The organism is Pseudoalteromonas sp. C2R02, assembly GCF_018860845.1.
Taxonomy (GTDB): domain Bacteria; phylum Pseudomonadota; class Gammaproteobacteria; order Enterobacterales; family Alteromonadaceae; genus Pseudoalteromonas.
Window position 1 is genome coordinate 1 of record NZ_JAHKQC010000056.1, and the last position, 14,622, is coordinate 14,622.

At 33.4% G+C, this 14,622-nt stretch carries 11 protein-coding genes; 7 read left to right on the forward strand and 4 right to left on the reverse strand.

Translation table 11 applies throughout. The annotated features are described in order from the left end of the window. Nucleotides 1-684: 684 nt before the first annotated feature. Both KO527_RS25255 and KO527_RS25260 read right to left on the reverse strand, forming a co-directional pair. On the reverse strand, nt 685-1,194 hold the full coding sequence (locus tag KO527_RS25255; protein WP_216043013.1) for a type VI secretion system amidase effector protein Tae4: 510 nt from the start codon (nt 1,192-1,194) through the stop codon (nt 685-687). Between the two features lie 423 nt (nt 1,195-1,617). Beyond that, on the reverse strand, nt 1,618-2,028 hold the full coding sequence (locus KO527_RS25260; RefSeq protein WP_216043014.1) for a hypothetical protein: 411 nt from the start codon (nt 2,026-2,028) through the stop codon (nt 1,618-1,620). Between the two features lie 555 nt (nt 2,029-2,583). Here KO527_RS25260 and KO527_RS25265 point away from each other — a divergent pair. The 3 genes from KO527_RS25265 to KO527_RS26200 all read left to right on the forward strand — a co-directional run bounded on the left by KO527_RS25265 (nt 2,584) and on the right by KO527_RS26200 (nt 4,340). After that, nucleotides 2,584-3,240: a hypothetical protein gene (locus KO527_RS25265; RefSeq protein ID WP_216043015.1), complete on the forward strand. Its 657-nt coding sequence runs from the start codon at nt 2,584-2,586 to the stop codon at nt 3,238-3,240. Nucleotides 3,241-3,495: 255 nt separating this feature from the next. Further along, nucleotides 3,496-3,852, forward strand: a complete 357-nt coding sequence (locus KO527_RS25270; protein WP_216043016.1) for a hypothetical protein — start codon at nt 3,496-3,498, stop codon at nt 3,850-3,852. Between the two features lie 257 nt (nt 3,853-4,109). Then, nucleotides 4,110-4,340: a transposase gene (locus KO527_RS26200; protein ID WP_252734118.1), complete on the forward strand. Its 231-nt coding sequence runs from the start codon at nt 4,110-4,112 to the stop codon at nt 4,338-4,340. A 211-nt stretch (nt 4,341-4,551) separates the two neighbouring features. On the opposite strand, the gene KO527_RS25280 is transcribed toward KO527_RS26200, so the two are convergent. Continuing rightward, nucleotides 4,552-7,470 (reverse strand): FAD-binding and (Fe-S)-binding domain-containing protein, encoded by a 2,919-nt coding sequence (locus KO527_RS25280; protein ID WP_216043017.1) that lies wholly within the window; start codon nt 7,468-7,470, stop codon nt 4,552-4,554. 158 nt (nt 7,471-7,628) lie between these two features. Next, entirely contained in the window at nt 7,629-7,811 is a 183-nt protein-coding gene (locus KO527_RS25285; protein WP_042143294.1) for a hypothetical protein, read from the reverse strand. Between the two features lie 433 nt (nt 7,812-8,244). On the opposite strand from KO527_RS25285, the gene sbcD reads away from it, so the two are divergent. From sbcD to KO527_RS25305, 4 genes are read left to right on the forward strand one after another with little or no spacing between them, the layout of a single operon-like run. Beyond that, nucleotides 8,245-9,483, forward strand: a complete 1,239-nt coding sequence (gene sbcD, locus KO527_RS25290; RefSeq protein WP_216043018.1) for an exonuclease subunit SbcD — start codon at nt 8,245-8,247, stop codon at nt 9,481-9,483. Continuing rightward, entirely contained in the window at nt 9,483-13,184 is a 3,702-nt protein-coding gene (locus KO527_RS25295) for an AAA family ATPase (protein ID WP_216043019.1), read from the forward strand. The genes sbcD and KO527_RS25295 overlap by 1 nt, the downstream gene beginning before the upstream one ends. A gap of 10 nt (nt 13,185-13,194) precedes the next feature. Further along, nucleotides 13,195-13,569 carry a DUF4440 domain-containing protein gene (locus tag KO527_RS25300; protein WP_216043020.1) on the forward strand — a complete coding sequence of 125 codons (375 nt, stop codon included), beginning with the start codon at nt 13,195-13,197 and terminating at the stop codon, nt 13,567-13,569. Between the two features lie 12 nt (nt 13,570-13,581). Next, nucleotides 13,582-14,547, forward strand: a complete 966-nt coding sequence (locus tag KO527_RS25305; protein WP_216043021.1) for a phosphotransferase — start codon at nt 13,582-13,584, stop codon at nt 14,545-14,547. The last annotated feature ends 75 nt before the right edge of the window (nt 14,548-14,622 follow it).

Here is a 14,622-nt window from a genome sequence, read left to right on the forward strand (position 1 = left end):
ATTAAAGTCAATGTAAAACTCAAGTATTAAAGCAACTCTATATCCAATAATTCACTTATAATCTTTAAAAATTACTATTAAAAATAATCTTCTCAATAACTTAGGTATGGGTGAGTGCTTTATATTACAAGTCTTCAATTAAAATTTACCTTAGGACAAACTAAAAAAGTACTAATCTGGACTTTGCTCTGTTGTAGCTGGAGATTTGCTGACAAGGGTATAAGTAGTAGAATGACGAAGTAATAATTATCGACAATCCACTTTAGTTTAATTGGATTAATGGTTTTAAAAAGATGATTATTTAACCATTTTTGTTGTAATTAAAAAGAGCTGGGGGAAATAGAAAAATAGCCATAAATATAAATTTATCTTTTATAGTCAAAGCGATATTTATGGCCGTCTAATTTTTATTTGTCAGATCAACTTTAGGTATTTGACATTTAGGTTAGATGTTTTCTAGCTTTTTCATTATTATTTTATAGAATATATAAAGTAAAGCTGAAATCATCAAGAAGCAAGGTAGTACATACAAAAAGATATATGGAGCATTCTCAACTTTTTGCTCTTCATTTATAAAAGGTAATGAAAGCCTTTTATAGGCTTCTAAAAACACTATGAAGTTCGCAAATGAACTAACTAAAATAAATATCACATTCAAAAAGTATAATTTAGCCTTTGACATAATTACTTAATCTCCCAAAACCAAACATCTTTGCTTTCGTTTAAATCAGAAACTACACCGAAAAATTCATATATAGATCTAGTCATCATGCCACCACTCGTAATTTGATCTTTATTCCAAAGATCAATATGGTCACCACTTCGATTAGTTACTGATTCATTACCTCGCTGCCAATAATCTTTAAAAAAGATAATGCCAGTTTTACCATCCAGATCATCTTGAAATGATTTCGGGTTAATTTTTTCAAAGTCACCTAACCAGCTGAAGTTTGATTTTTTAAGCCAAATAGCCATTTCTTCTGCTAATAAAATATGCTTCATCCCGGCATGTCCCCAGCATTTCTTTACCTTTGCCCCAACAGTTGATACACCTGATTTAATTAAAGAATCACTTAAATTTATCGCGCAATAATTACTAAAGGGTGAAGAGCTTGTAGTTTGTTTATTTTGACATCTTGCTCTTATTAGTTCTTTTTGAGGAAAGTTTTTCCATAACTCATTAAATTTTGACATTTTATATCCTTATATATTTTATGAAAACAATTAACCAGCCTGAAGAGTGACTCTCTTTTTTTGTGGACCTGTAATCGGGATTTATTGTACAGGCATTCAATTGCTTTAACAATTATCTAATAAAATTAGACAGCCATGAATCTAAGTTTATTATTTAAAATCAATAATATATTTATGGGTGTCAACTTTATTTTCAGTTGATATAAAGGGTGTGCTTAGTATGTAATAACTTGAATCATCAAATTATGACTTAACTGCTTTCAATTATATCTACATAGCTCTGTTTATTATGTATTTTAAGTTTTATTAACCCACATAGAGTCTCCTGATTAACGTTTTCGTTTTAAATATATCAATTTGTTGCTCATGAGTTTTTAAAAATCAGGTTAAAACTAATTAAATCAAGAATATATTTATGGATGTCTATTTTTTCGTCGTTGAACCGCCAGTAGTTTTTAATACACTTATATCAGGTTTTTTTTTAAACATATCACCATCTTCTTTCTTTTCGATGACTTCTTTTTTTTGCGCTTCTACCACGTATTTTTTTCCGGGATTAAAAATAGCATCTACTTCCAAAAAGGCTCCACTCATTGAACTTTGACCTGAAACAGAGCTTTTACTTTTTACTTTTTTTTTGAACCAATTCAAATCAAGAATTTTATATGCACAAGTAATTCCAATAAAAGGTATAAACCAAACACCAAGAAACAAAGCTAAGCGCTTTTGTAATGAAGGCACCCATTCATGGATTTCTTTTGGAATGTGGGCGTTCACCAATATGTGCAATACAATAATGATAACACCTAAAGTTAATAGCTTAGTGTTCTCCATAAATAGTAACTCCTAAGGGCTTGTGTATTTTTTGCTAATACTCGGTGTTTTTTTCATCTATTAAAGTCAATGTAAAACTCAAGTATTAAAGCAACTCTATATCCAATAATTCACTTATAATCTTTAAAAATTACTATTAAAAATAATCTTCTCAATAACTTAGGTATGGGTGAGTGCTTTATATTACAAGTCTTCAATTAAAATTTACCTTAGGACAAACTAAAAAAGTACTAATCTGGACTTTGCTCTGTTGTAGCTGGAGATTTGCTGACAAGGGTATAAGTAAAAGAGTGATGCAGTAATAATTACCGATAATCCGCACATGTTTAAATTGATTAATGGTTTTTAAAAAGGTAATTATTTAATAATTGTTGTCGTAATTAAAAATAGCTAGATGAAATGGAAATATCCATAAATAGCAGTTTATCTTAAACCATAAGAGAAGTACGTGTGATTGTCGATCTTTATTTTTGTAAAGTATTGATTGAAATTAAGTGGCTTAATTAGGTACTATATTGAAGAGAATTAAAATATAAATTACGCAAAGGAATATAAATGCAATCTTCATATGTAACTCAGATCTATAAAAATGACCCTTTAAAGTTTTTAATAAAAGTAATGGATCTTACACATTTTTCTAAAAATTTAGAAAAAATAAATTCTTCATTATATATTCTGACAGGTATTTCAACTTATCGTAATTTACCCCCTTTAGAAAAACAAAAGATTAATGCTCAAGTACTTGCCTTAAAGAAAATTGATGGTCCGTTATGTGGTAAGCTTTATGGTTTAATAGCACAATTAAATGCTAACCCATATTGGTTTAGTTGGTCTTTATCTGATTCTGAATTACGTTCTTTTTTTGAAGTAAACAGTGAGGCTAAAACTGCACTAGGCTATATTGGCATTCAACCGTCAAGTTTATTAACTGTAAGTGGTATAGCAGCAATAGTCTTAGGTATTAGTAAAAATGGTTTGTATGGTGGTGTTAAAGAAGTTGCTTCTGCTCGGATTAATTATACAAATGCGAGAGACATCACTCAACAACTATCCAAAAATAAAATTTCAGCCCCTGGAGCTACTAAAATTGGGTTGGCAGCAGCTTTTGTAACTGTATTTGCTTCAGTATTACTTGCAGCAACTTCTAGTAATTATGAATCCGCAAAAAAAGAACTATTGCTACGAGGATTACTTGAATCAGATAAAATATAATGATTAGTTATTTATTTTGGGGACTGATAGTAAATATTGCATGTGCTATCGCTTTGCAACGAATTATACTGAGTAAAGTCGATTACTCTAAAGCCCCGTTAGTTTTATTTTCTTTTGTACACAGTGCATTGCTTTGTATCGGTATTGAACTAATAACTGGACTTTTCAACATGCATATAACCATCGAACAGTTAACCATTATTTTCTGTTTTATATTCATTCAATATGTAGTATTTATATTTATGGTGAATAAAAATGATTAGCCTTTTAATGTTTTTAGCTACTATTGGAGCTCAAATAGAAAGTAAGGATTCAATAGAAAGAGCTGGATACCTTTCGTCTGCATTATTGCTATGTGGACAGTTAGAACATGATTTAACTTCCGATAAATTACAGTCTATGAATAACTCGTTTAGTAGATTATATGATAAATATACTGATAATGAGGTGAGTAGAAATCATTTTTTAAAAGGTGACTCCATTTTTTTAGAGCAGTTATCTCAACCAACAAATTTTATTTTTGCAGAGCCTCAAGATGCATTAAAAGCAATATTGACTAAAAAACAATGCCTTTTATTAAATAAAGAAGCTATAGATGTCTTAAAAAAATAAAAACCATTCTTTACTAATTTATTTTAGGATAAACCGGAACGATAGTTTTTTTATTGAATTTAGATTGACATTATATTCATCTCTGCAATTTCAGATGACTTTTTGTAATTAGAGCTTAAAAAAAATAAAGAAAAATAAAGAAAAATAAAGGGAGGTTAAAATAACGGGACAGGCATATAATTTAGCCATCTAAATGTAAATGGACTAATCTTAAAGGGTTAGTCCATTTTTCATTTAAATTGTTTTAGGTGGTTTACATGACGAGAGGAAGGCGTAACCTTATCGACTTATCAGCGACCAGTTATTATCATGTTATTGCACGATGTGTTCGACATGGTTTTTTATGCGGTGATGATAAATACTCAGGACAAAATTTTGACCATAGGCGAACTTGGTTGAAAGATCGTATTACACATTTATCTGAAATATTTTCCATTAAAATATGTGCTTACGCGATAATGAGCAATCATTACCATCTAGTCTTATAAGTAGATAAACAGCTAGCAGAGACATGGTCGCAAGATGAAATCATAAAGCGTTGGTACAAGATATATAAGGGAAATAGGTTAGTAGATCGTAACCTTAATGGTGAGAATTTAGATGATGCCGCTTTATTTTTTATCAGTGAAATAGCTGAAAAGTGGCGCATACAAATAAAAATAGACACCCATAAAATTTAACCAACTATACATCAATGTACTAAGCCTTAATAGTTTGTATTGGGCTACTCACTCTATCTAGTAAATATACAATCGATTGATAGGGGATATCACTGGCTTTAGTTAAGCCTATTTCGCAGGTTTTACTATTTGAAAATCCCTCTGTTATACAGCTTGGGTCTTTGCTGAAATTGTTGATTTGAGGTTTTAGGGTTTTTAACGCATTTTCATTTAATTTAGGCTCAAAAAAGCCTTTATCTCCTGCAAAACCACAGCAATTTATATCACTTGGGATCAATACTTCACTCGCACAGGTTTTAGCGATATTCATCAGATGGTGTTCAATATTTTGTCTTTTGCTACTACAAGTAACATGCAGTGTTATGGGTTGTGATTGTGGGATGATAGCCAAAGAAGTTAACACATTTTTGTTAATAAACTCAGCTGTTTCATACACTATAAATCCAGCTTTATCTGAGTTATTCAATGTTAATGCACACGGGCTGGCATCCATAATCACAGGTATTGAATTATTTTGATTAAATGATTTTATAACTGCTATTAATGAATCTGATTTTTGTTTGGCAGTTAAGTTATCCCCTTTACTTTGCCACGGCATACCACAACACAGATTTTTAATTGTTGGAGGGATCAATACTTCAAAATTGGCTTTTTCTAAAATTGAAGTGATAACTTCAAATAATGGGCGCTGATCGCTGGCTTTTTTATCTTGTGCAAATGTTCTGCCGCCACAACTTGGAATATAAATCACTTTTTGTTTTTGTGTTGTAAACGCGTGCTTGGTTAAGCTTATGCTTTTTTCACCTTTAGGCCATGCAGGGTAATATAAAGGAATATAGTTTTTGCTAATGGAGTTTAATATCTGAAAGCTTTTTTCTACAACAGATTTTGGCATAACTGAGTCAAGTGCATTAACCGCAGATAAGCCTACTTTAGCGACTGAAACTGTTTTATCTAAATTTTTTGCTGTGAATTTTGATATTTTTAAACCTAACAGATTATTGGCGAGTTTTTTTGCCCTTAAAGATTTTATAAACTCACCTGTGTTTATACCAACGGGGCATTTTAATCCACATAAGCCAGTCGCTGCACACGTATCTATGCCTAATCTTTGATAGTCGTCTTCTAGCGTATTGAGTTCTTGTTTTAGTGAAGTATTACTTAAATCTAGACTTAGTTTATTTTCAAGTTCGACTATGCGTCGCCAAACGCTGATCCTTTGTCTAGGTGTGAGTGTATATTCATTTGATGGGCAAACGGATTCACAAAACCCACATTCAATGCATTGATCTATTATATCATCTGCGGGTGGCAGTGTTTTTAGGTTTTCTAAATGTATATTTTTATTATCACTTATTAAAACATCAGGGTTTAGTATGCCATTGGGATCAAAAGCTAGTTTTACCTGTTGCATTAACTTATAGGCATCAGTGCCCCATTCTAATTCAACAAATGGCGCCATATTTCGCCCTGTGCCATGTTCCGCTTTTAACGCACCTTTAAATTCAATGGCAACAAGTTGTGAGACTTCTTGCATAAATGCACTGTATCTATCGGTTTGGCTTTGCTCGTTGAATGATTGAGTGAAAACAAAATGTAAATTGCCATCTAATGCATGACCAAAAATAATGGCTTCATTATATTGATATTTTTGAAATAAACTTTGTAATGCTTTTACACCTAAAGCGAGCTTTTCGATAGGAAAGGTCACATCTTCAATTATAACTGTAGTGCCTTTTTGCCTAACAGCACCTACTGCAGGAAAGGTTGCTTTGCGTATTTGCCAAAGTTCGCTACTTATTTGCTGATCTTTAGTAAATTCAACTTTCGCTTGTATATTAGCCTGTAACTTTGCAATTAAGTTTTGGCATTGATGGTGAACGGTTTCTAATTCATCAATATTTTTAGCATGTACTTCAATCAGTAAAGCGGCTGAATTTTCGGTTAGTTGTGTATTTTGGGTGTCTGAGTTTTGATTTAAACATTTCTGCATTAACGGTTTATTTGCAACACTATTGAGTGCTCTAAAATCAAGTAACTCAAGTGCCGTCACATTTAAATTAGCAAGCTCTGGTACTAAATTGCAGGCTAAATTTAAATCATCAAAAATATAAAAGCCGGTTATTTTATGTTGGTGATCATCAACCGTATGATAAGTAATATCGGCGATAAAACCTAAAGTACCTTCACTGCCTATCATTAAGTGTTTAATGACATCGATAGGGTGTTGAAAATCTAGCAATGAATTAATACCGTAACCACAGGTGTTTTTATAACGATATTTTTGTTTAATTAACTCTGCTATTTCAGGATTATTTTGTACGCTTAACAATAACTGAGAAATTTGATTGATTAACTGCGGCTGGTTATTTAAAAAGTGATTACAACTGTGTTGGTTTGATGTATCAAGCTCTGTCCCATCGGCAAAAATAATCGTCATATCTGCTAAGGTATGGTAACTGTTTTGTTTTACGCCACAGCACATGCCAGATGAATTATTTGCTGCGATACCGCCAATTTTACAACTATCTATTGATGCCGGATCAGGCCCTAATTTTTTATTAAAAGGGTGTAATAATTGATTTGCTTTAGCGCCAATGATCCCAGGTTGTAAGGTGATTTTTTCACCTAAGTGGGTAATGTCGTAATTTTGCCAATCGCGCGATAAAGTAATTAATACAGAATCTGTAATGGCTTGTCCTGATAAGCTAGTACCTGCGGCTCTAAAAGTAACCGGTACTTTATATTGGTTAGCCAAACTTAAAACTTGTTTTACTTGGTTTTTGTTTTTAAGTTTTAAGACCAGTTTAGGTATAAGTCGATAAAAGCTGGCGTCAGTGCCAAAAGCATATCGTTGGGTGTAGGCCTCTATGATTTCTTCTGGGAGTAAGAAACTGCTTAGTTGAGATTTGAATTTTGTAAATTGCTGGTGTGACATACAGTTCCCAGAATAATAATGCTTTGTTGCTTAATAACGAAATTGTTATTAAATATCTTTAAAGACCAAAGCATTATATATCCAAGAAACTTCATTTTGAAGTAACTTGGTTATGCCTATATTTATGGAGTTAAATATAGGCATGGAGGGGCATAAATTTATTCACATTCGTTTAATCTATGTGCATCAGATACAGGTGATGCTGCTTTAACCAGATTTAACTGTGTTCTCACCTGTTTATGCATACTTAGCATTTGCTCAAAGTTTTCTTCTTCGCTAACTTCTAGCTGTTCAGTTAATACTTGATCTAAATGAGATACTTCTTTTTTCCAGTTATTCATAATAATACTCCGGCTAAAATTGTAATAGTGCAAATTCAGGGCCATAGGAAAAACCCTATAAATACATCAAAATCAGCATTCTGCTTTGCAAAATGCGATGCAATAAGAAGTGAGAGACATCTTAAGCTGCGGATTATACCTTAATGGTTAAAATTTGTATTATTTTGATTCATTATGTCTCATATATTTAACGCAAATGTGTAAACTGCTTTAAATATGCCCACTTAGCCTAATTAACTCAGCTAAAGCTATTTATATGAAGCATAACTTGAGATAATCGTTAGATATAACTCACAATACACCTCATTAATTTGCTATGTGAAAGTATTGCTCAGGCCCGAGTTTATTTGGCCTTGATGCTAGTGGATTAACAGTCACTTATTAGTTTTTGTATTGTGTTAAGTAAAGAACAGCATTTCTTTTTTAGGTATACATGAAAATATTACACACATCAGATTGGCATTTAGGTCAGCATTTTATTGGTAAAAGCCGCGCAGGTGAGCATCAAGCATTTATTAACTGGATTTTAGTTCAAATTGTTGAGCAACAGATAGATGCAGTGATCATAGCTGGTGATGTATTTGATACAGGTGCACCGCCCAGCTATGCCCGTGAAATCTATAACCGTTTTGTGGTTGAAGTGAATAAATTAGGCTGTCAATTAATTGTATTAGGCGGTAATCATGACTCTGTATCTACCTTAAATGAATCAAAAGAATTGTTGGCTTATTTAAATACCCAAGTGATTGCTAATGTTAGCGGTGATTTGAGTGAGCAGATCATAGTTTTAAATCATAGCTTTGGTGAACATAAAGGAAAACCGGGTGCAGTATTGTGCGCCATTCCTTTTATTCGCCCGAAAGATGTGATGACAAGTCGTGCTGGTGAAACCGGCCAAGAAAAACAACAAGCGTTAGGGCAAGCAATTAAAGATCATTATGCTAATTTATATCAACTCGCAGATGATAAACGTAAAACTTTAGAGTGTGAATTGCCAATTGTTGCCACAGGTCATTTAACCGCTTTAGGTGTAAAAACATCTGACTCAGTGCGTGATATTTATATTGGTAGTTTAGAAGCGTTTTCGGCTTCAGAATTCCCACCTGCAGATTACATTGCCCTTGGTCACATTCATCGTCCACAAATTGTCGCAAAATCTGAACATATTCGTTATAGCGGCTCACCAATTCCTTTAAGTTTTGATGAACTGGGCACTGAAAAACAAGTATTACTCGCTGAGTTTGAAGGCGGTGAATTAAACGCTGTAACGCCTTTAAAAGTGCCTTTATTTCAACCTATGCAATCAATTAAAGGTGATTTAGAAAGGATAGAAGCACAGTTGAATAAACTTGAAAATGATCCTGATGCTTTACCAACTTGGCTACATATTGAAGTGCAAACGCAAGATTATTTAAATGATTTACAACAGCGTATTGCCACTTTAGTTGAAGATTTAAATGTAGAGGTTTTACAGCTGCGTAGAGCGCGTACTAATAGACAAGTTTCCATTGAAAAGCAACAAAAACAAGTTTTAGCAGAGTTAACACCATTAGATGTATTTGAGCAACGCTTGGCACAAGAGTCATTTGAAACAGAGCAAGAACAACAAAGGCGAACACGTATTATCACGACTTTTCAAAATATCGTTGAAGATGTAAAGGAGGCTAAATAATGAAAATTTTAAGCCTTAGATTTCAAAATATTAATTCACTTAAAGGTGAATGGAAAATCGACTTTAGCCAAGCACCTTTTAACGATAACGGTTTATTTGCTATTACAGGCTCTACGGGAGCCGGTAAAACCACGATATTAGATGCCATTTGTTTAGCGCTTTATCATAGAACGCCACGACTCAGTAACATTTCTAAAACAACCAATGAGTTAATGACGCGCGATACCGTTGAATGTATGGCTGAGGTTGAATTTGAAGTAAAAGGCATTGCATATCGTGCTTTTTGGAGCCAAAAACGCTCTCGCGGTAAAATTGATGGTAATTTACAAGAAGCTAAAGTTGAATTGGTTAAATTAGAAGATAGCGGTGACGACAGTATTTTAGCGTCACAAGTTAAAACTAAAATTCAATTAACAGAAGAGATCAGCGGTTTGGATTTTGCGCGTTTTACAAAATCTATGTTGTTATCTCAAGGTCAATTTGCTGCTTTTTTAAATGCTGAGCCTAATGAGCGAGCTGAGTTATTAGAACAATTAACTGGCACAGAAATTTTTAGTTTAATCTCTGAAAAAGTACACAAAGACTTTAGCGTTATTAAAAATGCATTAGCGCGTTTAAAAGAAAAAAAGCAAGATGTAGAAGTGTTATCTGAAGATGATTTAGAGCTGTTAAAACAGCAGCAAACAGATAATCAAACCAGCTTAGAAGACAATCAAAAAAGTAAAACAATTTTAATTGAGCAACAAGCTTGGCTAAAAAAACGTGATGACGCGAAAAATAACTTAATACAATCGGATAATAATTTATTATCGGCACAAAAAAATACTGATGAGCAACAAAGTAATTTTGAAAAGCTTGCTAAATGTGAACCTGCCGAAAAGCTCAGAGCGCAATTTGCTTTATTAAATAAAGTAAAACAACAATTAATAAACATAAGCGATAAACATAAAATATTATGTGTTGATCTAGAAGCTGCTGATAAAGTATCTACTGAATTGTCTCAAACACTTAATGCAACAAACAGCGAGCTTGAAACACTTACAAAGTCTCATACTGAACTCAATACTTTATTGAATGACAAAATAGTGCCGCTAGATGCAATATGTAAACAGCTTAATGATGATGTTACTAAAAGTCAGCAGCAAATAGAGGCATTAACTACAACAGAGCAAAGCCAAACAAGTGAGAAAAAAGCGCATGTTGCAATGCAGCAAAAAATGCAAGCTGAACATATACAATTTACTGAGTATTTAGAGTCTCATAAACAAGATGAAAATTTAGCTGAGCAATTACCTGTTTGGCAAGTAAAGTTTGATGGTTTAACTAAATTAAATGCTCAAAAGTCAGCGTTAGATAAAACACTTAAAACGTCGCAAAAAGATGTCACAGCACAACAAACCGCACTTGAAAAAACACAAGAAACAATCAAACAAAGTGAGTTAAGTGCAAAATCACAGCAAGATGAGCTAAATAAACAAAAACAAAATTTAGCCACTTTGCTTAATGGCGACGAGTTAGCAAATTTAAAGCAGCAGTTGTTATTATTAAATCAGCAGCAAGAACATCGCTCGACATTAAGTTTTAATAGCGAACAATGGCAAAAATCTCAAAATGAATATCATCAGTTAACGCAGCAACATCAAGTACTACAACAAAATGTGACTCAATTTGAACAACACATTCAGCAATTAAGAGCAGATTACCGCCCTAAGTTGCAGATGCAAAAAGATTTACAAAAAATCTTAGAGCAAGAGCGAAAAATCACTGATTTAACCCAAGCGAGATCACAATTACAACCAGGAGATGCCTGTCCTTTATGTGGCTCTTATGAACATCCTTCTGTGCAGCAATATCAAACAGTGAATGTGTCAGATACTGAGCAAAGGTTAAACGGGGTTACTACTGAGTTAGATGCCATACAAGCCAACGGAGAAAAGTTAAAAGACCAAAGGCTTTTGGAGAACAAAGAACTAGAGAATACAATCCAAAAATTAAAAGAACTATCAAATACAGGTCAAACATTATCAGCGCAATGGCAAAATATTTGTAATGAGTTACAGCTGCAAATCACTATAGATAATATCACTGCATTTAATGATTACATCAATCAATGCTCTGAGCAAAAAAACTATTTAGAACAGCATATAAAACAAATAGAACAGCAAGAAGTCACGCTAAGAGAGTTACAAACCCAAGTTGATGCTGCTATCAGTGAACAAACAAAAAATAGCCATCAAGTTGAATTAGCACAACAGCAAATTGCTACGTTGCAACAGCAAGTAAAAGCAACTGAGTTAGAGCTTACAAATATTGATGAGCAATACAAGACAGATGAAAGTGAATTAAAAACTACATTTGAAAGTTTATCTCTGAGCTTACCTGAAGTAGAAAGTGCCAGTGAGTGGTTTGATAATAAACAACAAGATTTACAAAAATACACCCACGCTAAAGAGCAAACGACAGCATTACAAGAGCAGTTAACAGCAGCGGGTGTTAAGACCGATAACTTAGAAAAGCTAATAGTTGAATCTCAGACACAATTAAAGCAACACAGTGATGTTTTAAATGAATTTAAACACAAGCTTGAAGTAGAGCAGAAAACACGTTTTGAGTTATTTGCTGATAAAGATGTATCAGAGCAAAGATTGCTTAGCGAAAAAGCACTTGCGGATATTCAAGAAAAACAAAAACAAGTTCAAACGCAATCGCACAATGCGGCTCACGCGTTGACAGAAATTAAGGGCCAGTTAAATGCACTAAATATAGAGCTTGAAACTGCCAATACTGAACAAACACAACAAACGGATAAATGGCAAAAACAGTTAGCTGATAGCCCATTTAAAGAGCAGGATGAGTTTGAAGCTGCATTGCTTGATGAAGATGAGCGAGAAGCCCTGATCAAGTTAAAGCAAACATTACAAACAGAACTTGATGGTGCAAAAGCAGTTCAAATTGAAGCTAAAAAACAATTAGAACTTGTTGAAAATTTAGAGCAAAGCAATCAAGCATCAAAATCGAGTTTAAGTGAAGTCACTGAGCAATTAGCAAAACTGGAATCTGATATTTTATTATTAACTGAAAATATCGCTAACGCTAAGTTTAAATTGACAGAAAATGACAAAAAACAAACAAGTCAGGCATTGTTAATTGAGCAAATTGCACAAAGCCAAATTGAATTTGACGATATGGCTTATTTACATAGTTTAATTGGTTCACAAAAAGGCGCTAAGTTTAATAAGTTTGCACAAGGTCTAACATTAGATCATTTAGTATTCTTAGCCAATAAACAGCTTGATAAACTTCATGGTCGTTATTTATTACAAAGAAAACAAACTGAAGCATTAGAGCTACAAGTAATTGATACTTGGCAGGGCGATACGGTACGTGATACCAAAACATTATCTGGTGGTGAAAGCTTTTTAGTTAGTCTTGCTTTAGCATTGGCTTTATCTGATTTAGTGAGCCATAAAACCAGCATTGATTCGCTATTTTTAGATGAAGGTTTTGGTACATTAGATAGTGAAACCTTAGATATCGCCCTTAATGCATTAGATAGCTTAAATGCCAGTGGAAAAATGATAGGTGTGATCAGTCATATTGAAGCCATGAAAGAGCGTATCCCTGTTCAAATATTAGTGAAGAAAATGAACGGTCTAGGTGTCAGTAAATTGGAAGATAAATATAAATTTATCAAGGAGTAATATTTTGGATATGGCGCAGCTGAAGCAAGATTTAATCGCACTGGAACTTAAGTTAATTGAGCCTGAAGTACGTCGTTGCAAATCAACGTTAAATCAACTCATTGCTGAAGATTTTATGGAATACCCAGCCAGTGGTGACGCGCCATATTCAAAAAATGATGTATATGACAGACTTGCAGGTGAAATACCTTTTACTGTTGAGCAACAAGATTACCAGTTAAGAATATTAGCTGATAATGTTGCTCAGTTGGTTTATCGTGCGAAAATTACCTTAATTGATACTGATACAATCAAGTATTCTCATAGAAGTTCACTTTATAAATTTAATGGCCAGCATTGGCAAATGCAATTTCATCAGGGTACACCCTGTGAGCGCTTTATTTAGGTTTGGCAAAATATGAATTTAAGTGATTTAACACGTAGCACTTTGTATCAAGTATTTGGTAAACAAATTCAAATAGCTGATGTAGTGCTTATTCAATCTCTATGGAGTGATTTTGGTCAACTTTTACGTGTAAAGTTATCAAACGCTGCAGTTGAAAGTGTGATTGTAAAATATATCAAAGTGCCGAATGAAATAAGCCATCCAAAAGGGTGGCAATCAGATTTATCTACACAAAGAAAATTAAAGTCTTATCAAGTAGAAAGTGCATGGTATCAAGACTTCTCTGCATTATGCGACTCACCAGTTGCAAAGTCATATGCCTCTAATACTGTAAATAATGAAACTGTCATAATATTAGCTGATTTAGCATGTTCGGATTATGCGCCATTGAGCTGTGATGCTAACGAGTGGCAAATAAAACAGGCTTTAAATTGGCTAGCGCAATTTCATGCACAACACTTACAAGTTTGTCCACAAAAATTATGGCAAACTGGCAGTTATTGGCATTTAGCAACACGACCTGATGAACTCGCTGCGATGACTGACTTAACCTTAAAAGAACAAGCTAACAATATTAACGAGTTATTAAATCAATGTGAGTATCAAAGCATTATTCATGGTGATGCAAAGCTGGCTAATTTTTTATTTAAAGACGAAGGTGCCGCAGCGGTCGATTTTCAGTACGTGGGCGGTGGCGTTGGTATTAAAGATGTCATGTTGTTGCTCAGTAGCATGCCGCAAGCGCTAATGAAAAATGAAGTTGGGTATTTAGATTATTACTTTACTCAGTTAGCACGTTATTTATCACACTATCATGCACATATTGATGCTGAGGAAGTTTGTAAACACTGGCATAGCTTATATAAATTTGCTTGGGCTGATTTTGTTCGTTTTTTAAAAGGTTGGTCACCCAATCACTTTAAATTGAATCAACATAGTTTAGCGATAACTGAATTGGCGCTCAGTGAATTACCCTAACGTGGCCTTTAATATCATCACATAAAAAACCCTATTCATTGATGGAATAGGGTTTTGTTTTTATTAGCTGGTGGA